At 70.0% G+C, this 25130-nt stretch carries 23 protein-coding genes; 17 read left to right on the forward strand and 6 right to left on the reverse strand.

The window, feature by feature from the left end; translation table 11 throughout:
* The first annotated feature begins 41 nt into the window (after positions 1 to 41).
* The 9 genes from priA to ACFSDF_RS13175 all read left to right on the forward strand — a co-directional run bounded on the left by priA (position 42) and on the right by ACFSDF_RS13175 (position 7588).
* A complete protein-coding gene (priA, locus tag ACFSDF_RS13135; protein WP_377157805.1) occupies positions 42 to 797 on the forward strand; it encodes a bifunctional 1-(5-phosphoribosyl)-5-((5-phosphoribosylamino)methylideneamino)imidazole-4-carboxamide isomerase/phosphoribosylanthranilate isomerase PriA in 756 nt (251 codons plus the stop codon).
* Positions 794 to 1555: an imidazole glycerol phosphate synthase subunit HisF gene (gene hisF / locus ACFSDF_RS13140; protein WP_377157807.1), complete on the forward strand. Its 762-nt coding sequence runs from the start codon at positions 794 to 796 to the stop codon at positions 1553 to 1555. The genes priA and hisF overlap by 4 nt, the downstream gene beginning before the upstream one ends.
* Complete coding sequence (locus ACFSDF_RS13145) at positions 1552 to 3420, forward strand: ABC transporter ATP-binding protein (RefSeq protein ID WP_167251882.1); 1869 nt, start codon at positions 1552 to 1554, stop codon at positions 3418 to 3420. The genes hisF and ACFSDF_RS13145 overlap by 4 nt, the downstream gene beginning before the upstream one ends.
* On the forward strand, positions 3417 to 5300 hold the full coding sequence (locus ACFSDF_RS13150; RefSeq protein ID WP_167008475.1) for an ABC transporter ATP-binding protein: 1884 nt from the start codon (positions 3417 to 3419) through the stop codon (positions 5298 to 5300). Before ACFSDF_RS13145 ends, ACFSDF_RS13150 begins: the two co-directional genes overlap by 4 nt.
* Complete coding sequence (hisI, locus tag ACFSDF_RS13155; protein ID WP_370465459.1) at positions 5293 to 5652, forward strand: phosphoribosyl-AMP cyclohydrolase; 360 nt, start codon at positions 5293 to 5295, stop codon at positions 5650 to 5652. The genes ACFSDF_RS13150 and hisI overlap by 8 nt, the downstream gene beginning before the upstream one ends.
* Complete coding sequence (locus ACFSDF_RS13160; RefSeq protein WP_167251881.1) at positions 5649 to 6230, forward strand: Trp biosynthesis-associated membrane protein; 582 nt, start codon at positions 5649 to 5651, stop codon at positions 6228 to 6230. The genes hisI and ACFSDF_RS13160 overlap by 4 nt, the downstream gene beginning before the upstream one ends.
* A gap of 51 nt (positions 6231 to 6281) precedes the next feature.
* Positions 6282 to 6470: an HGxxPAAW family protein gene (locus ACFSDF_RS13165; RefSeq protein WP_243843121.1), complete on the forward strand. Its 189-nt coding sequence runs from the start codon at positions 6282 to 6284 to the stop codon at positions 6468 to 6470.
* Positions 6471 to 6539: 69 nt separating this feature from the next.
* Positions 6540 to 7160 carry an RDD family protein gene (locus ACFSDF_RS13170; protein WP_167008486.1) on the forward strand — a complete coding sequence of 207 codons (621 nt, stop codon included), beginning with the start codon at positions 6540 to 6542 and terminating at the stop codon, positions 7158 to 7160.
* Positions 7157 to 7588 (forward strand): DUF2752 domain-containing protein, encoded by a 432-nt coding sequence (locus ACFSDF_RS13175; RefSeq protein ID WP_167008489.1) that lies wholly within the window; start codon positions 7157 to 7159, stop codon positions 7586 to 7588. Before ACFSDF_RS13170 ends, ACFSDF_RS13175 begins: the two co-directional genes overlap by 4 nt.
* Before the next feature lie 75 nt (positions 7589 to 7663).
* On the opposite strand, the gene ACFSDF_RS13180 is transcribed toward ACFSDF_RS13175, so the two are convergent.
* Positions 7664 to 8071, reverse strand: coding sequence for a DUF4190 domain-containing protein (locus tag ACFSDF_RS13180; protein ID WP_167008492.1), 408 nt, complete (start codon positions 8069 to 8071; stop codon positions 7664 to 7666).
* A gap of 70 nt (positions 8072 to 8141) precedes the next feature.
* Entirely contained in the window at positions 8142 to 8504 is a 363-nt protein-coding gene (locus tag ACFSDF_RS13185; RefSeq protein WP_182397158.1) for a DUF4190 domain-containing protein, read from the reverse strand.
* A 181-nt stretch (positions 8505 to 8685) separates the two neighbouring features.
* On the opposite strand from ACFSDF_RS13185, the gene trpC reads away from it, so the two are divergent.
* The 8 genes from trpC to pyk all read left to right on the forward strand — a co-directional run bounded on the left by trpC (position 8686) and on the right by pyk (position 21227).
* On the forward strand, positions 8686 to 9492 hold the full coding sequence (trpC, locus tag ACFSDF_RS13190; RefSeq protein ID WP_167008499.1) for an indole-3-glycerol phosphate synthase TrpC: 807 nt from the start codon (positions 8686 to 8688) through the stop codon (positions 9490 to 9492).
* Between the two features lie 72 nt (positions 9493 to 9564).
* Positions 9565 to 10815, forward strand: a complete 1251-nt coding sequence (gene trpB / locus ACFSDF_RS13195) for a tryptophan synthase subunit beta (RefSeq protein WP_167008501.1) — start codon at positions 9565 to 9567, stop codon at positions 10813 to 10815.
* On the forward strand, positions 10812 to 11651 hold the full coding sequence (gene trpA / locus ACFSDF_RS13200; protein WP_167008504.1) for a tryptophan synthase subunit alpha: 840 nt from the start codon (positions 10812 to 10814) through the stop codon (positions 11649 to 11651). The genes trpB and trpA overlap by 4 nt, the downstream gene beginning before the upstream one ends.
* Positions 11648 to 12643, forward strand: coding sequence for a prolipoprotein diacylglyceryl transferase (gene lgt, locus ACFSDF_RS13205; RefSeq protein ID WP_377157813.1), 996 nt, complete (start codon positions 11648 to 11650; stop codon positions 12641 to 12643). Before trpA ends, lgt begins: the two co-directional genes overlap by 4 nt.
* Before the next feature lie 9 nt (positions 12644 to 12652).
* Positions 12653 to 13405, forward strand: coding sequence for a VIT1/CCC1 transporter family protein (locus tag ACFSDF_RS13210; protein WP_167008510.1), 753 nt, complete (start codon positions 12653 to 12655; stop codon positions 13403 to 13405).
* Between the two features lie 208 nt (positions 13406 to 13613).
* Positions 13614 to 18137, forward strand: coding sequence for a glutamate synthase large subunit (gene gltB / locus ACFSDF_RS13215; RefSeq protein ID WP_167008512.1), 4524 nt, complete (start codon positions 13614 to 13616; stop codon positions 18135 to 18137).
* A complete protein-coding gene (locus tag ACFSDF_RS13220) occupies positions 18130 to 19596 on the forward strand; it encodes a glutamate synthase subunit beta (protein ID WP_167008515.1) in 1467 nt (488 codons plus the stop codon). The genes gltB and ACFSDF_RS13220 overlap by 8 nt, the downstream gene beginning before the upstream one ends.
* A gap of 173 nt (positions 19597 to 19769) precedes the next feature.
* Positions 19770 to 21227, forward strand: coding sequence for a pyruvate kinase (gene pyk / locus ACFSDF_RS13225; RefSeq protein ID WP_377157816.1), 1458 nt, complete (start codon positions 19770 to 19772; stop codon positions 21225 to 21227).
* A 120-nt stretch (positions 21228 to 21347) separates the two neighbouring features.
* Here the strand turns inward: pyk and ACFSDF_RS13230 are convergent, their stop codons facing one another.
* Genes ACFSDF_RS13230 through ACFSDF_RS13245 form a run of 4 tightly spaced genes read right to left on the reverse strand, consistent with a single transcriptional unit; the run spans position 21348 to position 25081 of the window.
* Positions 21348 to 22061 carry an ABC transporter ATP-binding protein gene (locus ACFSDF_RS13230; RefSeq protein WP_167008521.1) on the reverse strand — a complete coding sequence of 238 codons (714 nt, stop codon included), beginning with the start codon at positions 22059 to 22061 and terminating at the stop codon, positions 21348 to 21350.
* Between the two features lies 1 nt (position 22062).
* Positions 22063 to 22938 (reverse strand): ABC transporter ATP-binding protein, encoded by an 876-nt coding sequence (locus ACFSDF_RS13235; RefSeq protein WP_167008524.1) that lies wholly within the window; start codon positions 22936 to 22938, stop codon positions 22063 to 22065.
* A complete protein-coding gene (locus ACFSDF_RS13240) occupies positions 22935 to 24110 on the reverse strand; it encodes a branched-chain amino acid ABC transporter permease (RefSeq protein WP_167008527.1) in 1176 nt (391 codons plus the stop codon). The genes ACFSDF_RS13235 and ACFSDF_RS13240 overlap by 4 nt, the downstream gene beginning before the upstream one ends.
* Positions 24107 to 25081, reverse strand: coding sequence for a branched-chain amino acid ABC transporter permease (locus tag ACFSDF_RS13245; RefSeq protein ID WP_208322516.1), 975 nt, complete (start codon positions 25079 to 25081; stop codon positions 24107 to 24109). The genes ACFSDF_RS13240 and ACFSDF_RS13245 overlap by 4 nt, the downstream gene beginning before the upstream one ends.
* Between the last annotated feature and the right edge of the window lie 49 nt (positions 25082 to 25130).

Raw genomic sequence — 25130 nt, forward strand, 5'->3', positions numbered from 1 at the left:
CAGGGCCGGGCGTGTCCTAGGCCGTGGGTACGATCGAGGACGTGACCACGCTCGAACTCCTCCCCGCCGTCGACGTCATTGAAGGACAGGCCGTCCAGCTCGTCCAGGGGGTGGCCGGCTCTGAGAAAACGTTCGGCGACGCTGTCTCGGCGGCGCTGCGCTGGCAGGACGGCGGCTCGGAGTGGCTGCATCTGGTCGACCTCGACGCCGCCTTCGGGCGCGGCTCCAACGCCGAGCTCCTCGCGCAGATCGTGGCCGCCGTCGACATGAAGGTCGAGATGTCCGGCGGCATCCGCGACGACGCCTCGCTCGACCGGGCGATGGCGACGGGCTGTCGTCGCGTCAACATCGGCACGGCCGCGCTCGAGAACCCGGACTGGTGCGCCAAGGCGATCGCCACGTACGGCGACCGGGTGGCGGTCGGCCTCGACGTCCGCGGCCGTACGCTCGCCGCGCGCGGCTGGACCCGCGAGGGCGGTGACCTGTACGAGGTGCTGGCCCGTCTCGACGCCGAGGGCTGTGCGCGCTACGTCGTCACGGACGTCAACAAGGACGGCATGCTCCAGGGCCCCAACCTCCAGCTCCTCCGCGACGTGTGCGCGGCGACAGACCGACCTGTGGTCGCCTCGGGCGGCGTGACCACGCTCGACGACCTGCGGGCGATCGCCGGCCTCGTCGACGAGGGCGTCGAGGGCGCGATCATCGGCACCGCTCTGTACGCCGGCAACTTCACGCTCCCCGACGCCCTCGCGGCGGTCGCGCAGATCGGCGAGAGCACCGAGGGCGCAGCCTCGTGAGCCTGGCCGTCCGCGTCATCCCGTGCCTCGACGTCGACGCCGGGCGCGTCGTCAAGGGTGTCAACTTCGTCGACCTGCGTGACGCGGGGGACCCCGTCGAGATGGCACGTGTGTACGACGCCGAGGGTGCCGACGAGCTGACCTTCCTCGACATCACCGCCTCTTCCGACGCGCGCGCGACCACGTTCGACGTCGTCGCGCAGACGGCCGAGGAGGTGTTCATCCCGCTCACGGTCGGCGGCGGCATCCGTACCGTCGACGACGTCGACCGCCTCCTGCGCGCCGGCGCCGACAAGATCGGCGTCAACACGGCGGCCCTCCAGCGGCCCGAGCTCATCGCCGAGATCGCGGCGCGCTTCGGCAACCAGGTGCTCGTCCTGTCCGTCGACGCCCGCCGCGCCGCGGACCAGCCCTCCGGCTTCGAGGTCACCACCCACGGCGGCCGTACGTCGGCTGGGCGTGACGCGATCGCCTGGGTCCGGACGGCCACGGAGCTCGGCATCGGCGAGGTGCTGCTCAACTCGATGGACGCCGACGGGACGCGCGACGGATTCGACCTCGAGATGATCCGCGCCGCGCGCGCCGTCACCCACGTCCCGCTCATCGCCAGCGGGGGAGCAGGCACACCCGCGCACTTCTGCGAGGCGGTCGACGCCGGTGCTGACGCGCTGCTCGCGGCGAGCGTCTTCCACTTCGGCGTCCTCACCATCGGTCAGGTCAAGGACGCACTGCGCGCCGCCGGGCACGTCGTACGGTGAGGTCTCGACAGAGCTCGACCAGCGGAGAGGGCCGCTCGACCAGCGGAGAGGGCCGCTCGACCAGCGGCGAGGGCCGCTCGACCAGCGGTGTCCGTCCGGCGCGCAGCGTCACCCGCCGCGGCTTCGGCATCATCGGTGTCGGCGTCGCCGAGGAGAAGCGCCGCTTCACCCTCGCCGTCATCGGCTCCTTGGTCTACGGCGCGATGACCGTCGCCGACGCGTGGGTCCTCGGGTGGGCCACCGACCACGTCGTGACCCCGTCGTTCCGCGACGGCGAGATCGTCACCGGCGCGGCGGTGATCGCGTCGCTGCTGTTCCTCTCGGTCGCGCTGCTGCGGGCCTGGGGCGTGATCATGCGCCGGCTGATCGGCGGCATCGTCTACTACCGGCTCATGGCCTCGTACCGGCGCCGCGTCACGCGCCGCTACCTCGCGCTCCCGATGTCGTGGCACTCGCGCCACCCGACCGGCCAGCTCCTCTCCAACGCCAACGCCGACGTCGAGGCGACCTGGGGCGTGATGATGCCCCTGCCGATGGCGGTCGGCGTGATCGCGATGCTGGTCACCGCGGTCGTCGTGATGCTCACCGCCGACGTGGTCCTGACGTTGGTCGGGCTGGTGGTGTTCCCGGCGCTGTTCGCGATCAACGTCGGCTACCAGCGCCTGCTCTCGCCGCGCGTCACCCGAGCCCAGGAGCTGCGCGGGCACGTCAGCGCCGTCGCTCACGAGTCGTTCGACGGCGCGCTCGTCGTCAAGACCCTCGGCCGTGAGGCGGAGGAGACCGCACGCTTCGCCGCCACGGCCGAGGAGCTGCGCGACGCGAACGTGGCGGCCGGGCGGATCCGCTCGATCTTCGATCCCGTGATCGAGATGCTGCCCAACCTCGGGGTGCTCCTCGTCGTCGTCCTCGGGGTCGAGCGCGTCCTCGCCGGCGACATCGAGGCCGGTGCGGTCGTCCAGGTGGCCTACCTCTTCACGGTCGTCGGGTGGCCTGTCCGCGCGTTCGGCTGGGTGCTGGGCGAGCTGCCTCGTACGGTCGTCGGCTGGGAGCGAGTCCAGGCCGTGCTGCGCGCCACCGGTGACATGCCGTACGGCCAAGCCGCGCTGGCCGGAGACGGCCCGCTGCGGGTGGAGGTCAAGGACGTGTCGTACGGGTACGAGGCGCGCCGCCCCGTCCTCGACAACCTCGATCTCACCCTCGAGCCGGGCACCGTGACCGCGATCGTGGGGCTCACCGGCTCCGGCAAGAGCACGCTCGCCTCGCTCCTCGACCGGTTGGTCGACCCGAACGACGGCCGGATCCTCCTCGACGGCACCGACATCGCCTCCCTGTCGCACGAGGCGCTCGCCGAGGCCGTCGCCCTCGTGCCGCAGCACACGTTCATCTTCGACGACACCGTCCGCGACAACATCACGCTCGGCGCGGACGTCGACGACGCACGGGTCCGCGAGGTGCTCGCCCTCACCCAGGCGGCCGAGTTCGTCGACGCGCTGCCCGACAGTGTCGACACCCGGCTGGGGGAGCGGGGCACGACGCTGTCCGGCGGCCAGCGGCAGCGCCTGGCGCTCGCGCGGGCGCTCGTCCGTGACCCTCGGCTGCTCCTCCTCGACGACGCGACGAGCGCGCTCGACCCCGACGTCGAGCAGCGCATCCTGTCTGCGCTGGCGCGCTCGACGGCGTCGGGCAGCGGGCCGACGGTCTTCGTCGTCGCGTACCGCAAGGCGACCATCGCGCTCGCCGACGAGGTCCTGTTCCTGCGGGGCGGCCGCGTCGTCGACCGCGGGACGCACGCCGAGCTCGTCGCGCGCTCGCCCGAGTACGCCGACATCGTCCAGGCGTACGACACGACCCGGGAGGCACCGTGAGCACCCGGGTGACCACGACCAGCAGCGCCGTGGGCGGAGCCGAGACCCCGCGCGTGCGTGGCCTCGGCGTGCTCCGTCGTGGCTTCGCGCTGACGCCTTCCCTCGCCACGGGGCTCCCTCTGACCTTGCTGCTCGCGGCGCTGAGCACGGTCGGCGGCGCCGTCGTCCCGGTCGTCGTCCAGGTCGCGATCGACCGTGGGCTCGCCGTCGAAGGCGGACCCGACGAGGGCCTGGTGGTGCGCTGGAGCATGGTGGCCGCCGGCATCGTGCTGCTCACCGCGGTGTGCGCGTGGGCGATGAAGATCCGCCTGTTCGTCGCCAGCGAGCGCGGCCTGACCGACCTGCGCGTCAAGGCGTTCCGCCACGTCCACGACCTCTCCGTGCTCACCCAGGACCGCGAGCGCCGTGGCGCCCTCGTGTCGCGGGTGACCTCCGACATCGACCAGGTCTCGCTGTTCCTCCAGTTCAACGGGATCATGATCGTCACCAGTCTCGGTCAGGTGGCGGTCGCGACCGTCATCATGGCGTTCTACAGCTGGCAGCTGACGATCGTGGTGTGGATCTGCTTCGTCCCGCTCGTCGTCACGCTCGTGGCGCTTCAGGGCCGGATGGCACGGGCGTACGACCATGCCCGCGCGACCGTCGGCACGATGCTGGCGGTCATCGCCGAGCCCGTGGTGGGTGCCTCGGTGGTTCGTGCGTACGGGGTGGAGCGCCGCACGCAGCGCCGGATCGACGAGGCGATCGACGTCAACCTGCGAGCCAACATCCGCGCCCAGCGTCTCGTCGCGGGGACCTTCGCCTCTGCGGGCGTCGCGGGCGGTCTGGCCAACGCGGCCGTGATCGTCGTCGGCGTCATGCTCGGAGTCGCCGGCGACCTCACGCTCGGCGGGGTCATCGCGTTCGCGTTCCTCGTGTCGCTGTTCGTCGGCCCCGTGCAGACGGCGACCCAGGTGATCACCGAGGCCCAGAACGCGATCTCCTCGTGGCGGCGGGTGATCGAGATCCTCGACACCCCGGCTGACGTGCGCGACCCCGGCGAGGGTGTCGCGCTGCCGGCTGGAGCGCTCGAGATCGGGTTCGACCACGTCCGCTTCGCCTATCCCGGTGGGCCGGACGTGCTCCACGACGTCGACGTCACGATCCCGGCGCGTCAGCGCGTCGCCGTCGTCGGCGAGACCGGCTCGGGCAAGAGCACCTTCGCCAAGCTCCTGACCCGCCTGTCCGACCCGACGGCGGGCACGGTCACGCTGGACGACGTCGACCTGCGGACGATCGGCTTCGCCACGCTGCGCTCACGTGTCGTGATGGTGCCCCAGGAGGGCTTCCTGTTCGACGCGACGCTCGCCGAGAACCTGCGCTACGGCGATCTCGACGCCTCGCGAGAGCGGATGCGCCACGCCTTCACCGAGCTCGGCATCGACGACTGGTTCGCGTCGCTGCCCGACGGGCTCGACACCGAGGTCGGACAGCGAGGCGAGTCGCTGTCGGCGGGGGAGCGGCAGCTCGTCGCGCTCGTACGCGCCTACCTCGCCGACCCCGACCTGCTGGTCCTGGACGAGGCCACGAGCGCCGTCGACCCCCAGACCGAGATGCGGGCCTCGCGGGCGCTGGAGCGGCTCCTCGCCGGTCGTACCTCCGTCGTCGTCGCCCACCGGCTCTCCACGGCCGAGGCCGCCGACCGCGTTCTGGTCTTCGACGCGGGCATCCTCGTCGAGGACGGGCCGCACGCCGCGCTCGTGGCGCAGGACGGCGTCTACGCCCGGCTGCACGCCTCCTGGGTCGCGCAGGCCCACCTCGGCATCGAGGCCGCGCCTTCCGGCGAGGGCATCGACGACGCCGAGCCTGGAACGGCCTGGGAGAATGGGACGCGTGACTGACTCCGCTCGCCTCGACCCCGCGATCGCCGCACGGCTCAAGCGCGACGAGCACGGCCTCGTGCCTGCCGTCGTCCAGGAGGTCGACACGCACCAGGTGCTGATGGTGGGCTGGATGGACGACGAGGCCCTCCGCCGGACGCTGACGACGGGCCGTTCGACGTTCTGGAGCCGTAGCCGCCACGAGTACTGGGTGAAGGGCGCGACCTCCGGCCACGTCCAGCACGTCCGCGAGGTCCGCCTCGACTGCGATGGCGACACCCTTCTGGTCACGGTCTCGCAGACCGGTCCGGCGTGCCATACCGGTGCCACGACCTGCTTCGACGACGACGTGCTCCTGGAGGCGCCGGCGTGAGCGCTCGCGGCTACGGTTCGACCGTCCTTCTCGGCGTCGTGGGCGGTGCTGCCGCGTTCTTCACGGCCTCGCAGCCGTGGTCGCGCGTCACCGTCGAGACCGAGGGCCTGGCGCGCGACGTGGTGAGCGTCAACGGCAACGAGGCGCTCCCGGTCGTCGGCGGGCTCGCCCTGGTGGCACTCGCCGGCATCGTCGCGGTGCTGGCGTCGCGCGGCCGGGTCCGTACGGCCGTCGGCGTCGTCGTGACGCTCGCCTCGCTGGCGGCCGCGGTCGCGGTAGCGCTCGGCGGCGACGCCGTCCACGACGCGCTCGTCACCTCGCTGGCCGAGTCGCCCGCGATGGCCGGAGACGCCGCGCTGCAGAGTCGCCTCGCCGACGAGGCGTCGACGACCGCCTGGCGGTGGGCATGTCTCGTGTCGTTGCTGGTCAGCGCGGCGGCGGGTGCGGCGGTCGTGCGCTGGGGCCGCGCGTGGCCGTCGATGGGGAGCCGCTACGAGTCTGTCGGCCAGCAGCGGGCCGAGACCGTCGACGACGACCCGTGGAAGGCACTCGACCGTGGCGAGGACCCGACAGTCTAGGCTTGGGCACTATCCCCGAGCGCCAGTCGCCCCAGAGAGGTTTTGAGAACGATGCATGGTTCTTCCCCCGCAGCCTGGACCGCGGTCGTCATCTGCCTGATCGGATTCACGGTCGGCGGAGTGGCGCTGCTGATGGGGCCGAACTGGGTGCTCTTCTGGGTCGGCGTCGCCCTGACCCTCGGCTCCGCAGTCGTCGCCAAGGTGATGTCCGCGGCGGGTCTGGGCGTCAAGGCGCACTGATCTACGGGACACTGCTCCCCTAGACCGCACGCCGACGTCTGCGACACCGGCGACGAAGGGAGAGTCCTCGTGTCCTCCGACCAGCCTCCGTACCCCCAACAGCCCCCGCAGGGTCCCTACGGGCCGCCGCCGCAGGGGCCGTACGGCCAACAGCCGCCGCAGTTCGGCCAGTACGGGGGCGGCGGTTACGCCCCGGTCCCGGAGTACGTGCCGCCGTCGCCGTACGCGAGCTGGTGGGCACGCGTCGCCGCCGTCCTCATCGACGGCCTGATCGCCTCGCTGTTGACCGTGGTGCCTGTCATCGTCGGCGTGATCGTCCTCGCAGGGGCGACGGAGACCACGAACACCTCGCTCGACGAGACGAGGAGCGAGATCACCAATGGCGGCCAGTTCGCCCTCGGGCTCGGTCTCATCCTGCTCGGCGTGCTGATCGGCCTCGTCTTCCAGATCTGGAACCAAGGTATCCGTCAGGGGCAGGGCGGTCAGAGCCTCGGCAAGCAGCTGCTCGGCATCAAGGTGATCGAGATGCGCACGGGGGAGCCGCAGGGCGCGGCCAAGGGCGTGCTCCGCTACGTCCTGTACGCCGTCCTCGCGAACGCGTGCTTCCTCGACGTACTGTGGCCGTTGTGGGACGCCAAGAAGCAGACGTGGCACGACATGATCGTGTCGTCCGTCGTCGTGAAGGCGTGACCACGACCGCGACCGCAGCCCGCCCCGTCTCGCGGTGGCAGGCGTTGCGGACGCCGCTGCTCGTCGGGGGCGGCGGCCTCGCGGCGGCCGCGCTGCTGCACTTCCGTGACCCGAACGTCTCCGGGAGCTACGGCTACTGCCCGTTCGCGCTGCTCACCGGGCTCGATTGCCCAGGGTGCGGCGGACTGCGTGCCGCGCACGCGCTGACGGACCTCGACATCGCCACAGCCGCGTCGAGCAACATCCTCGCGGTGGCACTCGCTGTCGCGCTCGTAGTGGCCTGGGTGGCGTGGCTCCCTCGGCGGTTGCGAGACCCGCGGGCGCGGATGATCGTCCTGACGTCGCGCGTCGGGGTCGCCGTGCTCGGCGTCGCACTCGTGTTCACGCTCCTGCGCAACACCCCGTGGGGCGCCTGGTTCGCGTCCTAGCAGCAGCGACCGGCCCGCAGACGTGACGAGGCGCCACCCCGGACAGCGGGTGGCGCCTCGCCGTGCCGGTACGGCTCAGTACGTGCCGGACTCGGCGTCGATCGCTCCGGTCGCGAAGAGGCCGACGTAGAGGAGGACGCCAAGGACGGTCAGCACGATCGAGACGATGCCGAGGATGAACCCCGCCTTGGCCATGCCGGTGCCGGTGAGGCGACCCTGCGAGGCCTCGATCTCTGCCTTCGCCTGGTTGCCGAGGATGATGCCGGCGATGCCGATCACACCGCAGCACAGCAGGCCGAGGAGGCCGGTGACGAGCGCCCAGATCGCCTTGTTGGAGGTCTGCGGCGGCACGCCGTACGGGTCACCTCCCGGGGGCGGGTTGTAGCCCGGGGGAGGTCCGCCGTACCCACCGCCCGGGGGCGGGTTGTAGCTCGGGGGCTCGTTGCCCGGGGGCGTCGGGCCGCCCGGAGGGGGATAGCTCATGGTGCTCCTTCGTCAGGGCTCGGAGTGCGCCATTGTGCCGTAGCGGTCGGTGGGGGAGAGAAAGCCCCCGTCAGGCGCTCAGCAGGGCCAGCGGCAGGAAGAAGGTCCCGAGCGTGAAGAGCAGGTAGAGCGCGGAGATCGTGGTGACGACGATTCCCACGATGAAGCCCGCCTGCGCCAGGCCTGCGCCGTCCAGCTGCCCGTACGACTCGGCGATCTCGCGTTTGGCTTGCGCGCCGAGGACGATGCCGGCGATCCCGACGGGGAAGCAGCACAGGACGACGCCGATCAGGCTGCACACGAACGCCCAGACGGCCTTCTGCGAGGTGGGGCGAGGAGGATGCCATCCCGGGGGTGGGGGCGGGGCGCCGTACCCGCCAGGTGGGGGCGGCGTGCCGTACCCGTACGGGCCGGGCGGCGGGGGAGCGCTCACAGATGTCCTCTCGTCCGAGCGCCGCACGGTAGCGCGGCGTCGCAGCGTGCATTCTGCCGCACAGCCATGCCACCAGGGGGCGGTGATCCTCCCCACACCCGGCTGGCTACCCTGGGAAGGACAGACTGCGGCGCAGCGGCGAGCGCGACGCGGTGTCTACGGGTGGGAAGGCAGGTCGGCGATGTCCGTACTCGACGACATCCTCGAAGGAGTGCTCGAGGACCTCGGGGACCGCATGGCCGCGGTCCCGCTCGACGATCTCAAGGAGCGTGCGAGCCGTCAGGACCTCGCGCTCGACCCCATGCCGGCGTTCCGCGCCGACGGGGTCTCGGTCATCGCAGAGGTCAAACGAGCCAGTCCGTCCAAGGGTTCCCTCGCCGACATCAAGGATCCGGCAGCCCTGGCTGTGGACTACGCCGAGGGCGGCGCGGCCGCGATCTCGGTGCTGACCGAGCGCCGGCGCTTCTCCGGCAGCCTGGACGATCTGAAGGCGGTCCGGGCTCAGGTGGACTGCCCGGTCCTGCGCAAGGACTTCATCACGACCTCCTACCAGCTCTGGGAGGCCCGTGCGGCGGGCGCCGACATGGCGCTGCTGATCGTCGCCGCACTTGACCAGCCGGCGCTGGAGTCGCTGATCGAGCGTGCGCGCTCGATCGGCCTGACCCCGCTGGTGGAGGTGCACGACGAGGAGGAGGTCGAGCGCGCGGTCGCGGCCGGCGCCGACCTCGTGGGTGTCAACGCCCGCAACCTCAAGACGCTCGAGGTGGACCGCACCACGTTCTCCCGGCTCTCTCCGCTGATCCCTGACTCGGTCGTGAAGGTCGCCGAGTCGGGAGTGCGTGACACCAAGGACGTCATCGAGTACGCCCGGGCGGGCGCACAGGTCGTCCTGGTCGGAGAGACGCTGGTGACGGGCGGCAACCCGCGCTCGACCGTCGCCGACCTGGTTGCGGCCGGGTCGCACCCCGCTCTGCAGCACCGATGGTGACGGTGGACGACTTCTTCGGCCCTCACCGTCCTCGTCGACACACCTGTTGACGCCACCTGCAAGGATCGACGCATGACCAGCACCTCGGCCTCGGCCGACCCGCGTCCCTCGAGCCTCCCCGACGAGCACGGCCACTTCGGCCGGTTCGGCGGGCGCTTCATGCCCGAGGCGCTCATCGCGCCTCTCGACGAGCTCGAGCGCGCCTGGCGAGAGGCGCTCGTCGACCCGACGTTCACCTCCGAGCTCGACCGGATGCTGCGTGAGTACGCCAACATCCCGAGCCCGCTGTACGAGGCCACGCGGCTGTCGGAGCGGGCGGGGGCTCGGATCCTCCTCAAGCGCGAGGACCTCAACCACACCGGCGCCCACAAGGTCCGCAACGTGCTCGGTCAGGCGCTGCTCGCCAAGCGGATGGGCAAGCACCGCGTGATCGCCGAGACCGGTGCCGGCCAGCACGGGGTCGCGACCGCGACGGCCTGCGCCTACCTCGACCTCGAGTGCGTCGTCTACATGGGCGAGGTCGACACGCAGCGCCAGGCCCTCAACGTGGCCCGCATGCAGATGCTGGGCGCGACGGTGATCCCGGTGACCACCGGCAGCCGTACGCTCAAGGACGCGATCAACGAGGCCCTGCGTGACTGGGTCAGCACGGTCGACGACACCCACTACCTGCTCGGCACGGCCGCGGGCGCGCACCCGTTCCCCGAGATCGTGCGCGACCTGACCCGCGGCATCGGCGACGAGGCGCGCGCGCAGTCGTTCGAGCGGATCGGCGGCCTCCCCGACGCGGCGGTGGCCTGCGTCGGCGGCGGGTCCAACGCGATCGGGCTGTTCGCCGGCTTCCTGAACGACGAGGCGGTGCGCCTGTACGGCTTCGAGGCCGGTGGCGACGGGTTCGAGACCGGACGCCACGCGGCCACCATCACGGCCGGTGACGTCGGCGTCCTGCACGGCACCCGCTCCTACCTCCTCCAGGACGAGGACGGTCAGACCATCGAGTCGCACTCGATCTCGGCCGGGCTCGACTATCCCGGCGTCGGACCCGAGCACGCCTATCTCGCGGAGACCGGTCGCGCGACGTACGAGCCGGTGACCGACGACGAGGCGATGGCCGCGTTCGACCTGCTCTGCAAGACCGAGGGCATCATCCCGGCCATCGAGTCGGCGCACGCGATCGCGGGTGCGCTGCGGATCGCGCCGCAGCTCGCCGAGGAGCTGGGACGGCCGGCGACCATTCTGGTCAACCTCTCGGGGCGTGGCGACAAGGACGTGCACACCGCCGCGGAATACTTCGGCCTGCTCGACGACGGAGGCAAGGCATGAGCGCGCTCGCCGACCTGCTGGCGCGCACGCGCGCGGAGAACCGCCCGGCCCTGGTCGGCTATCTCCCCGCCGGCTTCCCTGACAAGCAGACCGCGATCGACGCGATGGTGGCGATGGTCGAGGGCGGTGTCGACATCGTCGAGATCGGTCTCCCCTACTCCGACCCGGTGATGGACGGCCCGACGATCCAGCGCGCCGCTGACGCGGCCCTGGCGGCCGGTACGAAGATCGCCGACGTGTTCGACACCGTCGAGGCAGTCGCCGCGACCGGTGCGCCGACGCTCGTGATGACCTACTGGAACCCCATCGAGCGGGTGGGCGTCGACACGTTCGCCTCCCGGCTCGCAGCGGTCGGCGGTGCGGGGCTCATCACGCCTGACCTGATCCCTGACGAGGCGGGGGAGTGGGTCGAGGCGTCGTCCGCGCACGGGCTCGACCGCGTGTTCCTCGTCGCCCCGTCCTCGACCGACGAGCGCCTCGCGATGACCGCGAAGGCCTCCAGTGGCTTCCTGTACGCGACGGCAGTGATGGGTGTGACCGGTGCGCGCGCCGCGACCAGCACGGCGGCGCCGGCGCTCGTCGCGCGCGTCCGTACCCACTCCGACATCCCGGTCGGCGTGGGGCTGGGCGTCAGCAACGGTGACCAGGCGGCCGAGGTCGGCGCGTTCGCCGACGCCGTGATCGTCGGCTCTGCCCTCGTCTCGCAGCTACTCGACGCGGGCACCGACACCGCCCGCGGCATCGCCGGCGTACGCCGCCTGGCCGAGGACCTGCGTGCCGGCGTCGAGCGCGCCCGTACCCTCGTTCCCACCCCTGACAAGGGAGCCCTCCCGTGATCCTCGCCTCGATCCCGAGCCCGTCCCAGTCCGTCTGGGAGCTCGGCCCGTTCCCGCTCCGCGCGTACGCCCTGTGCATCATCGCTGGCGTCGTCGCTGCGATCTGGGTCAGCGAGAAGCGGTTCCAGGCCCGGGGCGGCAAGCCCGGCGCGGTCGCGGACGTCGCCGTGTGGGCGATCCCGTTCGGCCTGGTCGGCGCTCGCCTCTACCACGTCGTCACCAACCCCGAGCTCTACTTCGCAGAGGGTCGGGAACCGATCAAGGCGCTCTACATCTGGGAGGGCGGCCTCGGCATCTGGGGCGCGGTCGCGCTCGGCGCGCTCGGGGCCTACATCGGCTGCCGTCGCCACGGCATCAAGTTCGCGCCGTTCGCCGACGCGCTCGCGCCGGGTGTCCTGCTCGGACAGGCGATCGGTCGCTGGGGCAACTGGTTCAACCAGGAGCTCTTCGGCAGCCCGACCGACAGCCCGTGGGGCCTCGAGATCGACGCGTCGCACCGACCGGTCGGCTACGAGCAGTTCGAGACGTTCCACCCGACCTTCCTGTACGAGTCGCTGTGGAGCCTCGCCGGGTTCTTCGTCCTCATCTGGGCCGATCGCCGCTTCAAGCTGGGCGGTGGCCGCGTGGTCGCGCTGTACGTGGCGATCTACACCGCGGGCAGGTTCTGGATCGAGGGCATGCGCATCGACACCGCCCACGAGTTCCTCGGCCTGCGCCTCAACCAGTGGACGTCGCTGGTGCTGTTCGTCGCGGCCGTCGCGTTGTTCGTGTGGCTCACCAAGACAGGCCGTGGTGCACGCGAGACGGTCGTCCAGGTCGACCCGTCTGCCTCTCGTGACGACTCTGCGGCGGACGACGACGCCGACGACTCGTCCGACGCCGGTGACGGCGACGCGGCGGTCAAGGATGACGCGGAGCCCAAGGGGGACGTGTCTGACGACACGGCTGAGGCAAGCCCATCCTTGGATGACGGCGACGGCTCCCGGTCGTAGATTCGTGGCATGACCGAGGCACGGGCGCCGCAGGAGTCGTCCGGGGAGCCGTACCCGCTCCCCGATCCCGAGACGATCGGCAAGGAGCATCCTGACGTCACGGGCGGCTGGCTGCGCCCCTCGGTGTTCGGCGCCTCTGACGGTCTCGTGTCGAACTTCGCGCTCATCATGGGCATGGCGGGCGGCACGGACGACCCCAAGCCGGTGATCATCGCCGGCGTTGCCGGGCTGGCGGCCGGTGCCTTCTCGATGGCCGTCGGCGAGTACACGTCGGTGGCCAGCCAGGCCGAGTTCGCCCGTGCCGAGGTCGAGCGCGAGCGGCGCGAGATCTTGCGTCACGACGCGCAGGAGCAGGCCGAGCTGGCGTCGATGTTCGTCGCGAAGGGCGTCGACGAGAGCGTGGCGCGCGAGGTGGCCCAGCAGATCCACAGCGACCCTGACAACGCCGTACGGGTTCATGCCCGCGAGGAGTTCGGTGTCGACACGGAGGACCTCCCCTCGCCGATGCTCGCGGCGGTCTCCTCGTTCCTCTCGTTCGCCGTCGGCGCGCTCATCCCGCTGCTACCGCTGATCTTCGGCATCACGTCGATGGTGCCGACGGTCGCCGTGTCGCTGCTGGCGCTGTTCGGGACGGGGGCGCTCGTCACGGCGATCACCGACCGCCCGTGGTGGTTCGGCGGTCTGCGTCAGCTCGTTCTCGGCAGTGCCGCCGCGGGCCTGACGTTCCTGGTCGGGACGTTGGTCGGCGGAGTCTCGGCCTGACACGCTCCGGTGTCCCCGTACGGACGAGACGTACCGCAGAGTCGGAGCCGGCAACAATCGTGTAACCTGGGCAGGCCATGTGAGGGCCAAGGTCGTCCCTTCGGTGTGGTTGTTCCCCGCTGACGGACCGGCATCTCGCACTTTTGAGCAACTCAGTCTTGCGAGCCCCCGTCCGCAGCGCCATAGCGATGACGACGGGAGAAGCGGCATGCGCGGGATTCCCCCAGCTCAAGGCCTTTACTCCGGCGAGGACGAGCACGACGCCTGTGGCGTCGCCTTCGTCGCGACCCTGACGGGCCAGGCCACCCATGAGATCGTCGCGCAGGGCCTGACCGCCCTGCGCAACCTTGACCACCGCGGTGCCGTGGGCGCGGAGGTCGACTCCGGCGACGGTGCCGGCATCCTCATCCAGGTGCCTGACGCGTTCCTGCGTGACGTGGTCGACTTCGTGCTGCCTGAGGCCGGCTGTTATGCGGTCGGGATCGGCTTCCTGCCGGTCGACACGGACGCGGCGGCGACAGCCCGCAAGGCCGTCGAGGCGCTCGCGGCCGAGGAGGGCCTCGAGGTCCTCGGATGGCGCGAGGTGCCGATCGATCCGATGATCCTCGGCTCGACCGCGCGCGGCGCGATGCCGTCGTTCGCCCAGCTCTTCGTCGCCGACGCGGCCGGTGAGCGTGCGGGGATCGCCCTCGACCGGGTGACGTTCGCGCTGCGCAAGCGCGCCGAGCACGAGCTTGACGTCTACTTCCCGTCGCTGTCCGCGCGCACGCTCACCTACAAGGGCATGCTGACGACCGACCAGCTCGACAACTTCTTCGCCGACCTCACCGATCCCCGGATCGCATCGGCGCTCGCGGTCGTGCACAGCCGGTTCTCGACCAACACCTTCCCGAGCTGGCCGCTCGCTCACCCGTTCCGCTTCATCGCGCACAACGGCGAGATCAACACCGCGCGCGGCAACCGCAACTGGATGCGGGCGCGTGAGGCGCTGCTCGAATCCGACCTGATCCCCGGCGACCTGACGCGACTCTTCCCGATCGTCGACCCGGAGGACTCCGACTCGGCGTCGTTCGACGAGGCGCTCGAGCTGCTGCACCTCGGCGGTCGCAGCCTCCCTCACGCCGTGATGATGATGATCCCGGAGGCGTGGGAGAACAACCCCGAGATGGACCCGAAGCTGCGGGCCTTCTATGAGTTCCACTCCACGATGATGGAGCCCTGGGACGGACCGGCCTGCGTCGTCTTCACCGACGGCACCCAGATCGGGGCGGTGCTCGACCGCAACGGGCTGCGCCCGGGCCGCTTCTGGCAGACCGAGGACGGGCTCGTCGTGCTCGCCTCCGAGGCCGGCGTCCTCGACCTCGACCCCGCGACGATCGTCCGCAAGGGCCGCCTCGAGCCCGGGCAGATGTTCCTGCTCGACCTCGACGAGCACCGCGTGGTCGGCAACGACGAGATCAAGTCCGCGCTCGCCGGCGACCACCCGTACGAGGAGTGGCTCTACTCGGGCCTGGTCCGGTTCTCGGACCTCCCCGACATCGAGCACGTCGTCCACACCCACGCGTCGGTGACGCGACGCCAGCAGGTCTTCGGCTACACCGAGGAGGAGCTGCGCATCCTCCTCGCGCCGATGGCGCGCACGGGTGCGGAGCCGATCGGCTCGATGGGCACCGACACGCCCATCGCCGTGCTGTCGAACCGCTCACGACTGCTGTTCGACTACTTCAACCAGCTGTTCGCGCAGGTCACGAACCCGCCGCTCGACGCGATCCGCGAGGAGCTTGTCACGTCGCTGCTGAGCACGGTCGGCGCCGAGGGCAACCTGCTCGACGCGACGCCGGCGTCGTGCCGCCAGCTGCAGATGTCCTTCCCGGTGATCACCAACGACGAGCTGGCCAAGATCCGCCACGTCAACCGGCACGGCAACATGCCGGGCCTGTCGACGTACGTGGTGCGCGGTCTGTACGAGGTGGGCGGTGGCGCGGACGCGCTACGCAAACGCCTCGACGACCTGTGCACCGAGGTCTCCGCCGCGATCGCCGACGGCGCGCGCATCATCGTCCTGTCGGACCGCCACTCCAACCACGAGCTGGCTCCTATCCCGTCGCTGCTGATGACCGGCGCGCTGCACCACCATCTGGTCCGCGAGAAGACCCGCACCCGCGTGGGCCTGCTCGTCGAGACCGGCGACGTCCGCGAGGTGCACCACGTCGCGCTGCTGCTCGGCTACGGCGCGTCGGCGGTCAACCCGTACCTCGCGCTGGAGACGGCCGAGGACCTCGCCCGCAGCGCCGTCTACGTCGACGGAGTCGCACCCGAGAAGGCCGTGGCCAACCTGCGCTACGCGCTCGGCAAGGGCGTGCTCAAGGTGATGTCCAAGATGGGCGTCTCGACGGTCGCCTCGTACACGGGGGCGCAGATCTTCGAGGCCGTCGGCCTGTCCGGCGAGCTCGTCGCCCGCTACTTCACGGGGACGACCTCGCGTCTGGGCGGCATCGACCTCGGCGTCGTCGCGGAGGAGGTGCGGATGCGGCACGCCAAGGCGTACCCGACGTCCGGCATCTCCGCGTCGCGCCGCCAGCTCGACGTCGGCGGCGAGTACCAGTGGCGCCGCGACGGTGCCGAGCACCTGTTCGACCCCGAGACCGTCTTCCGGCTCCAGCACGCGACGCGCGCGGGCCGCTACGACGTCTTCAAGCAGTACACGCAGCGTGTCGACGACCAGTCGGAGCGGCTGATGACGCTGCGTGGGCTCCTCAAGCTCAGGGAGGACGTCCGCCCGGCCGTGCCGATCGACGAGGTCGAGCCGGTCTCCGCGATCGTCAAGCGGTTCTCGACCGGTGCGATGTCGTACGGGTCGATCAGCCAGGAGGCGCACGAGACCCTCGCTATCGCGATGAACCGCCTCGGCGGCAAGTCCAACACCGGCGAGGGTGGCGAGGATCCGGAGCGTCTTTACGACCCGGAGCGTCGCAGCGCGATCAAGCAGGTCGCGTCGGGTCGCTTCGGCGTCACGGCGGAGTACCTCACGAACTCCGACGACATCCAGATCAAGATGGCGCAGGGTGCCAAGCCCGGCGAGGGCGGTCAGCTGCCCGGGCCGAAGGTCTATCCGTGGGTCGCCAAGACGCGTCACTCGACGCCGGGTGTCGGTCTCATCTCGCCGCCGCCCCACCACGACATCTACTCGATCGAGGACCTCAAGCAGCTCATCCACGATCTCAAGAACGCGAACCCGTCCGCGCGGGTCCACGTCAAGCTGGTCGCGGAGGTCGGTGTCGGTACGGTCGCCGCCGGTGTCTCCAAGGCGCACGCGGACGTCGTGCTGATCTCGGGCAACGATGGCGGTACGGGGGCGTCGCCGCTGACGTCGCTCAAGCACGCCGGCGGCCCGTGGGAGCTCGGCCTCGCCGAGACGCAGCAGACGCTGCTGCTCAACGGGCTGCGTGAGCGCATCGTCGTCCAGGCCGACGGGCAGCTCAAGACCGGCCGCGACGTCATCGTGGCGGCGCTGCTCGGTGCCGAGGAGTTCGGCTTCGCGACCGCTCCGCTGGTCGTGTCCGGCTGCATCATGATGCGGGTCTGCCACCTCGACACCTGCCCGGTGGGCGTCGCCACGCAGAACCGTGAGCTGCGCAAGAAGTTCTCGGGCAAGCCGGAGTTCATCGTGAACTTCTTCGAGTACATCGCCGAGGAGGTGCGCGAGCACCTCGCCGCGCTGGGCTTCCGCTCGATCGACGAGGCCGTTGGGCACGTCGAGACGCTCGACTCACGTGAAGCGATCGCGCACTGGAAGGCCAGCGGGCTCGACCTGACGCCGATCCTGCACGTGCCGGCGCTGCCCGAGGGTGCGGCGCTGCACCACACCACCGGCCAGGATCACGGTCTCGAGCGCGCGCTCGACAACGAGCTGATCGCGTTGTCCGCCGACGCGCTCGAGCGTGGCGAGCCGGTACGGGCGCAGCTGGAGATCCGCAACGTCAACCGCACGGTCGGCACGATGCTCGGCCACGAGGTGACCAAGCGCTACCGCGGCGCGGGTCTGCCTGACGACACGATCGACATCACGTTCACCGGGTCGGCCGGTCAGTCGTTCGGTGCCTTCGTCCCGCGCGGCATCACGCTGCGCCTCGAGGGCGACGCGAACGACTACGTCGGCAAGGGCCTGTCGGGCGGGCGGCTGGTGATCCGGCCGTCGCGCGAGGCGGGGTTCGTCGCCGAGGAGCAGATCATCGCCGGCAACGTCATCGGGTACGGCGCGACGAGCGGCGAGATCTTCGTCCGTGGCCGCGCCGGCGAGCGCTTCTGCGTCCGCAACTCCGGTGCGACGGCGGTCGTGGAGGGCGTGGGCGACCACGCGCTCGAGTACATGACCGGCGGGCGCGTCGTGATCCTCGGCGCCACCGGCCGCAACGTCGCGGCGGGCATGAGCGGCGGTGTCGCGTACGTCCTCGATCTCGACCACGACCTGGTCAACCGCGACATGGTCGAGGTCCACGAGGTCGGTGACGCCGACGAGCTCAAGGGGCTCGTCACCCGGCACGCCGAGGAAACCGGATCGGAGGTCGCCCGCACGCTTCTCGCCGACTGGACGACCTCGCTCGTCCGGTTCACCGAGGTCATGCCGGTCGACTACCGCAGGGTGCTGCAGGCGCGTGCCGCAGCCCAGGAGGCCGGTCTCGGCGAGGACGAGACCACCGCAGCGATGATGGAGGCAGCGATCCGTGGCTGATCCGAAGGGTTTCATGAAGACGCCGCGCCAGCTCGCGCCGCGGCGGCCGGTCGGGGAGCGCATCCACGACTGGAACGAGGTCTATCCCGGCACGCCGGGGCGGGCGCTCCTGCCGATCATCACCGAGCAGGCCGGCCGCTGCATGGACTGCGGCATCCCGTTCTGCCACAGCGGCTGCCCGCTCGGCAACCTCATCCCCGAGTGGAACGAGCTCGTCTGGCGTGACGACTGGGAGGCGGCGCTCTCGCGGCTGCACGCGACGAACAACTTCCCGGAGTTCACCGGGCGCCTGTGCCCCGCACCGTGCGAGACGGCGTGCGTCGTCGGCATCAACCGCGAGGCCGTGACCATCAAGAACGTCGAGGTGTCGATCATCGACCGCGCCTGGGACGACGGTCGCGTCACGCCCGAGCCGCCGGAGTGGCTCACGGGCAAGACCGTCGCAGTCATCGGCTCGGGACCGGCTGGTCTCGCGGTCGCCCAGCAGCTCACGCGCGCCGGACACACCGTCGCCGTGTACGAGCGTGACGACGCGCCTGGCGGTCTGCTCCGCTACGGCATCCCGGAGTTCAAGATGGAGAAGTCCGTCCTGGACCGCCGGATCGAGCAGATGACGGCCGAAGGCACCATCTTCCGCAACGGCGTCGCCGTCGGGGTCGACCTGACGGGCGAGCAGCTGCGCGACCGCTACGACGCCGTGGTCCTCGCGACCGGCGCGACCGTACGCCGTGACCTGCCGACCGTCGGGCGCGAGCTCGGCGGCATCCACCAGGCCATGGAGTACCTCCCGCAGGCCAACCGTGTCGCCCGGGGCGAGAGTGTCGACGGCCAGATCACGGCCGAGGGCAAGGACGTCGTCATCATCGGCGGCGGCGACACCGGTGCCGACTGTCTCGGCACCGCCATCCGCCAGCAGGCCCGTTCGATCACGCAGCTGGAGATCATGCCGCGTCCGAGCGAGGAGCGTCCCGGCCACCAGCCGTGGCCGACGTACCCGATGACCTACCGGGTCGCCTCGGCGCACGAGGAGGGCGGCGAGCGTGTCTACGCGGTCTCGACGCAGGAGTTCCTCGGCGACGAGGACGGCCACGTCCGTGCGTTGCGGATGGTCGAGGTCGAGATGGTCGATGGCCGCTTCCAGGAGGTCGAGGGGAGTGTCCGCGAGATCCCGGCACAGCTCGTGCTGCTCGCGATGGGCTTCACCGGCCCGGAGACCGACGGTGTCGTCGCGCAGCTCGGTGCGAGCCTGGACGAGCGGGGCAACGTCGCGCGCGACTCCTCGTACATGACCGACATCGATGGCGTGTTCGCCGCCGGCGACGCGGGCCGTGGGCAGTCGCTGATCGTGTGGGCGCTCGCCGAGGGTCGCGCGTGCGCGGCCGGCGTCGACGCCTATCTCAACGGCTCGACCAACCTGCCTGCGCCGATCCTCCCCACGGAGCGTCCGCTCGTCGTCTGACGCCGTCCGCGTTGTGAAAGCAATCTGCCCCTTTCCGACCTCGGAAAGGGGCAGATTGCTTTCACAACGCGGACGGGTGGGGGCGTCCCACCCTTCGAGAAATTCTGCTGACGAAACAACAAACTTCGTGGGTCGGGTCGCGCACGTCCGGCCACGCGTTCTAGGGTTGACGGGTGCGTAGAGCAAAGATCGTCTGCACCATTGGTCCCGCCGTCTGGTCCGAGGAGAAGATCCTCGAGCTTGCCCGCGCGGGCATGAACGTCGCCCGCCTCAACCTCAGCCACGGTGACCACGCGACCCACGACCGCTCGTACGAGTGGACGCGGCACGCGGCGGAGGTGCTCGGCGAGCCCATCGCGGTGCTGGCCGACCTCCAGGGCCCCAAGATCCGGCTCGGCAGGTTCGCGTCGGGGCCCGTCCCGCTCGCTGTCGGGGACGTCTTCACCATCACGACGCAGGACGTGCCTGGCGACAGCGAGCGCTGCTCGACGACGTACGACGGCCTGCCCGGGGATGTGAAGCCGGGCGACACGATCCTCATCGACGACGGCAAGGTACGGCTGCGCGCCACGGAGGTCACCGAGACCGACGTTGTCACCGTGTGCGAGGTCCCCGGCGTGCTCAGCAACAACAAGGGCATCAACCTTCCCGGTGTGAACGTCAGCGTGCCCGCGCTGTCACAGAAGGACCGCGACGACCTCCGCTGGGCCCTGCGCACCGGCGTCGACTTCATCGCGTTGTCGTTCGTCCGTCGGGGTGCCGATGTCGACGACGTCCACGCGATCATGGATGAAGAGGGCGTACGCCGCCCGGTCATCGCCAAGATCGAGAAGCCGCAGGCGGTGGAGAACCTCGACGAGATCATGAACGCCTTCGACGGTGTGATGGTCGCGCGCGGCGACCTCGGCGTCGAGCTGCCGCTCGAGGACGTCCCGGTCGTCCAGAAGCTGATCGTCGAGAAGGCGCGACGCAACGCCAAGCCGGTGATCGTCGCGACCCAGATGCTCGAGTCGATGATCTCTGCTCCGCGCCCGACTCGTGCCGAGGCCTCTGACGTCGCCAACGCCGTGCTCGACGGCGCCGATGCCGTGATGCTCTCCGGCGAGACCAGCGTGGGGGAGTACCCCATAGAGACGGTGCGCACGATGGCGCGCATCGTCGAGAGCACCGAGGAGCACGGCCTGCCGCGCATGGCCGCGTACCACTGGAACCCCAAGACCCGCAGCGGCGTGATCGGCCGCGCGGCGTCCGAGGTGGCCCAGGCCGTCGGTGCGAAGTTCCTTTGCGCCTTCACGACCTCGGGCGACAGCGCGCGCCGGATGACTCGCTACCGCTCGACCGTGCCGGTCCTGGCGTTCACCCCCGACCCGGTCGTACGCAACCAGCTCGCGCTTTCGTGGGGCGTGCAGTCGTTCCTCGTCCCGGAGGTCGAGCACACGGACATGATGGTGCTCCAGGTCGACCGGGCGCTGCTCGAGATCGCGTTGTGTGCCGAGGGCGACGAGGTGGTCATCGTCGCCGGCAGCCCCCCGGGGATCCCTGGCTCGACCAACGCGCTGCGCGTCCACCGGATGGGTGACGCGATCAAGGGCATCTCCCCGGCGTACTCGACGCGCCTGGTGCGCGACTGACGCCAGACTCGGACCACCAGGCCCTTTGCATGGGGCCCCACGCAAACGTCGCGCCCCACCTGAATGAACAGGTGGGGCGCGACGTTTGCCTTGGGGGAGTGACCCCCGTACGGCGAGGCGTCAGGCAACGCCGAGGTAGGCCTCCTTGACCGCGGGATCCGCGAGCAGCTCCGCACCGGTGCCGGACCGCGTGATGCGACCCGTCTCCAGCACGTACGCACGGTCGGCGCGGCTGAGCGCCTGGTTGGCGTTCTGCTCGACGAGGAGGACCGTGATGCCCTGCTCGTTGACCTGCGAGATGATCGAGAAGATCTGGCGGATGAACTGCGGCGCCAGACCCATCGAGGGCTCGTCGAGGAGAAGGACCTTCGGCCGGCCCATGAGGGCACGTCCGATCGCGAGCATCTGCTGCTCACCGCCCGACAGCGTGCCGCCGGCCTGCGCTTCGCGCTCCTTGAGACGGGGGAACAGCTCGAACACCCTGTCGAAGCTCTCGTCGACGGTCGTCCGGCCCTTGAGCGCGTACGTGCCCATCTCGAGGTTCTCGCGGACCGTCATCGCCGGGAAGATGCCTCGGCCCTCGGGAGTCAGCGAGATGCCGCGGACGACACGCTTGTGCCCGGCGAGCTTGGAGATGTCCTCGCCCTCGAACGTCACGCTGCCGGACGACAGGCTGAGCAGTCCGGCGAGGGCGCGCATCGTCGTCGTCTTGCCGGCACCGTTGGCGCCGATGAGAGTCACGATCTCACCCTCGTTGACGGTCAATGAGATGCCGTGCAGCGCCTGGATGCGGCCGTAGTGGACAGAGACGTCGTTGATCTCGAGCAACGCCACGTCAGTCTTCCTCTCCGAGGTAGGCAGCGATGACCGTCGGGTCGTTGCGGATGTCTTTGGGGAGCCCGTCGGCGATCTTCTTGCCGAACTCCAGGACCACGATCCGGTCGGTCACGCCCATCACGAGCCGCATGTCGTGCTCGATGAGCAGCACCGTGTAGCCGTCCGCGCGGATCGTGCGGATGAGCTCCATGAGCTCTTCCTTCTCCGCAGGGTTGAAGCCGGCCGCAGGCTCGTCGAGGCACAGCAGCTTCGGGTCCGTCGCGAGTGCACGCGCGATCTCGAGGCGGCGCTGGTAGCCGTAAGGAAGCCCGCTCGCCTGGACGACCGCCTTGTCGGCGATCCCGACGAACTCCAGCAGCGCCATGCCGCGATCGATGGCTTCCTTTTCCTCGCGGTAGAGCCGCGGGGTGCGGAAGAGCGACCCCCAGACGCCTGTCTTGTGGCGGGCGTCGAGGCCTACCACGACGTTCTCGAGCGCCGTCATCTCACCGAACAGACGCACGTTCTGGAACGTGCGGGCGATGCCGCGTCGGGTGATCTTGTGCTGCTTGCTGCGCCCGATCGGCTCGTTCTCGAGGAGGACCTGGCCCGAGCTCGGACGGTAGACGCCGGTCATCGCGTTGAAGCACGTCGTCTTGCCGGCACCGTTCGGGCCGATGAGCCCGAGGATCTCGCCGCGCTTGATGTCGAACGAGACGTCGTCGAGCGCGGTCAGACCACCGAAGCGGACCGTGAGGTTCCGGATCTCGACCAGCTTGTCGCCGACGTCGACAGCGATCTCGCGCTCCGCGGCAGCGAGCTGCGCTACCTCAGAGTCGAGCGGCGGAGGCGCATCCGGCTTCGGCGTCGCCGGGGGACTGGGGTGCTCGGTCACTTGCCGGCCTCCTTCGCGACGGGTGCGGACGTCGGTGCGTTGGCGAGGTTGGCGATCCGTTTGTGCGCACGCCGTTCGAACGTGAGCAGGTGCGGACGCTTCCCGAACAGCCCCTGCGGACGGAAGATCATCAGAACGACGAGCACGGCACCGAAGATGAGGTACTTGTACTCGGCGATCGCGGTGAACCGCAGCGGGATGTACGCCACGAGCGCGCCGCCGATGATCGCACCGAACTTGTTGCCCTGACCGCCGAGCACGACGGCCACGAGGAACATGATCGACATCTGGACGTCGAAACGCTGGTTGTTGACGAACCCGATCTGGCCGGCCGCAATCGCGCCCGCGGAACCGCCGAGGGCAGCACCGATGCCGAACGCCCACAGCTTGTAGCGGAACGTCGGGACGCCCATGATCTCGGCGGCGTCCTCGTCCTCGCGCAGGGCGATCCAGTTGCGGCCGACGCGGGAGCGCTCGAGGTTGCCGAGCGCGATCATGACGATGATGATCACCGTGATCGTCAGCCAGTACCAGGGGGCGCCCTCGCTGTTGGCGAAGACAGGGTTGCCGTCGGCGTTCTCACCCGGCGGGCGGCCGACGTTTTGGAAGCCGACCTGACCCTTTAGCGCGGGGATGATCGTCGCCAGCAGACGGATGATCTCGCCGAACCCGAGCGTCACGATCGCGAGGTAGTCCCCTCGTAGCCGTAGCGTCGGGATGCCGAGCAGCACGCCGAACACCACCGTGACCATGGCCGCGAGCGGCAGGGTCAGGAGGTAGGGGATGTGGACCATCGTCGAGTCGGGTGACGTCCACAGCGCGGCGACGTAGGCGCCGACTGCGAAGAAGCCGACATAGCCGAGGTCGAGGAGACCGGCCTGGCCGACGACGACGTTGAGGCCGATCGCGACCAGGGCGTAGCGAGCCATCTCGGCACAGGCGAGCGGCCAGTTGTTGCCCGGCTCGGTCGTGAGCAGCGGGATGTTGACCAGGGGCAGCGCGAACGCGGCCGCGACGGCGATCAGCAGGAAGCCCCACTGGCCGACCCGGGGAAGGTGGTTCCACCAGTCCGAGAGGCCCCGGAGGCGGGACGGCTTCGTGGTCTCCTCGACCAGCTCGTCGGCGCGGGCCTGGGACTCCGAGGCCCCGCCCATCGGCGTACCGGTGCTCATGCCCTCACCTTTCCGAGGTTGCTGCCGAGGATGCCCTCCGGCCGGACCATCAGGACGATGATCAGGACCACGAAGCAGACCACGTCGGTCCACTGTGCGCTCCCGAGCAGGATCTGGCCGTAGTTGCCGATCAACCCCAGAAGCAGGCCACCGAGGAGCGCGCCGCGGACGTTTCCGATGCCGCCGAGGACGGCGGCGGTGAACGCCTTGACGCCCAGGACGAAGCCGCCGAGGTAGAGGACGCCCGAGGGCACCTTCATCACGTAGAAGAGCGCGGCCACGCCGGCGAGGAGTCCGCCGATGATGAACGTGCTGATGATGATCCGCTCACGGTTGACGCCCATCAGCGTTGCCGTGTCGGGGTCCTGGGCCACGGCGCGGATGCCGCGCCCGAGCTTGGTGCGCCGGATGAACTGATCGACCAGGATCATCATGAAGATCGCTGCCGTCACGATGAGGATCGAGTCGAAGTAGATCAGGGTCCCGCCGATGTCGAAGATCGCCTTGTTCTCGAACATGATCACCGACGGCTCGGGGTTGGGTCCGCGCCAGACGAAGATCAGGTACTGGATGACGAACGACATACCGATCGCGGAGATCAGGAACACCAGCCGTGGTGCGCCTTTGACGCGCAGGGGTTTGTAGGCGACACGTTCGACGATGAATGCGGTGATCGCCGAGGCCAGCATGCCGAAGATGACGGCGAGCAAGAGGTTCGCGGCGATCTGGTACCACTCGAGGTTGGGCACCGACGGGCCGAAGCCGAGCGACGTGAGGGTGAAGACGATCGCGTACGCACCGACGATGAAGACCTCGGAGTGCGCGAAGTTGATGAGGTTGAGAACGCCGTACACAAGGGTGTAGCCAAGCGCGACGAGCGCGTAGATCCCGCCGAATGTGAGTCCATCGACGGTCGCGCTCCAGAAGTTCGCACCCAGGGCATCCCAGTCGAGCGTGATCCACTGGTCCACTAGGGCTCCTTTTGGGAGTCGGATGAGCAGAGAGGGGGCCCGTCTTGAT

Source organism: Mumia zhuanghuii, assembly GCF_042681565.1.
Taxonomy (GTDB): domain Bacteria; phylum Actinomycetota; class Actinomycetes; order Propionibacteriales; family Nocardioidaceae; genus Mumia.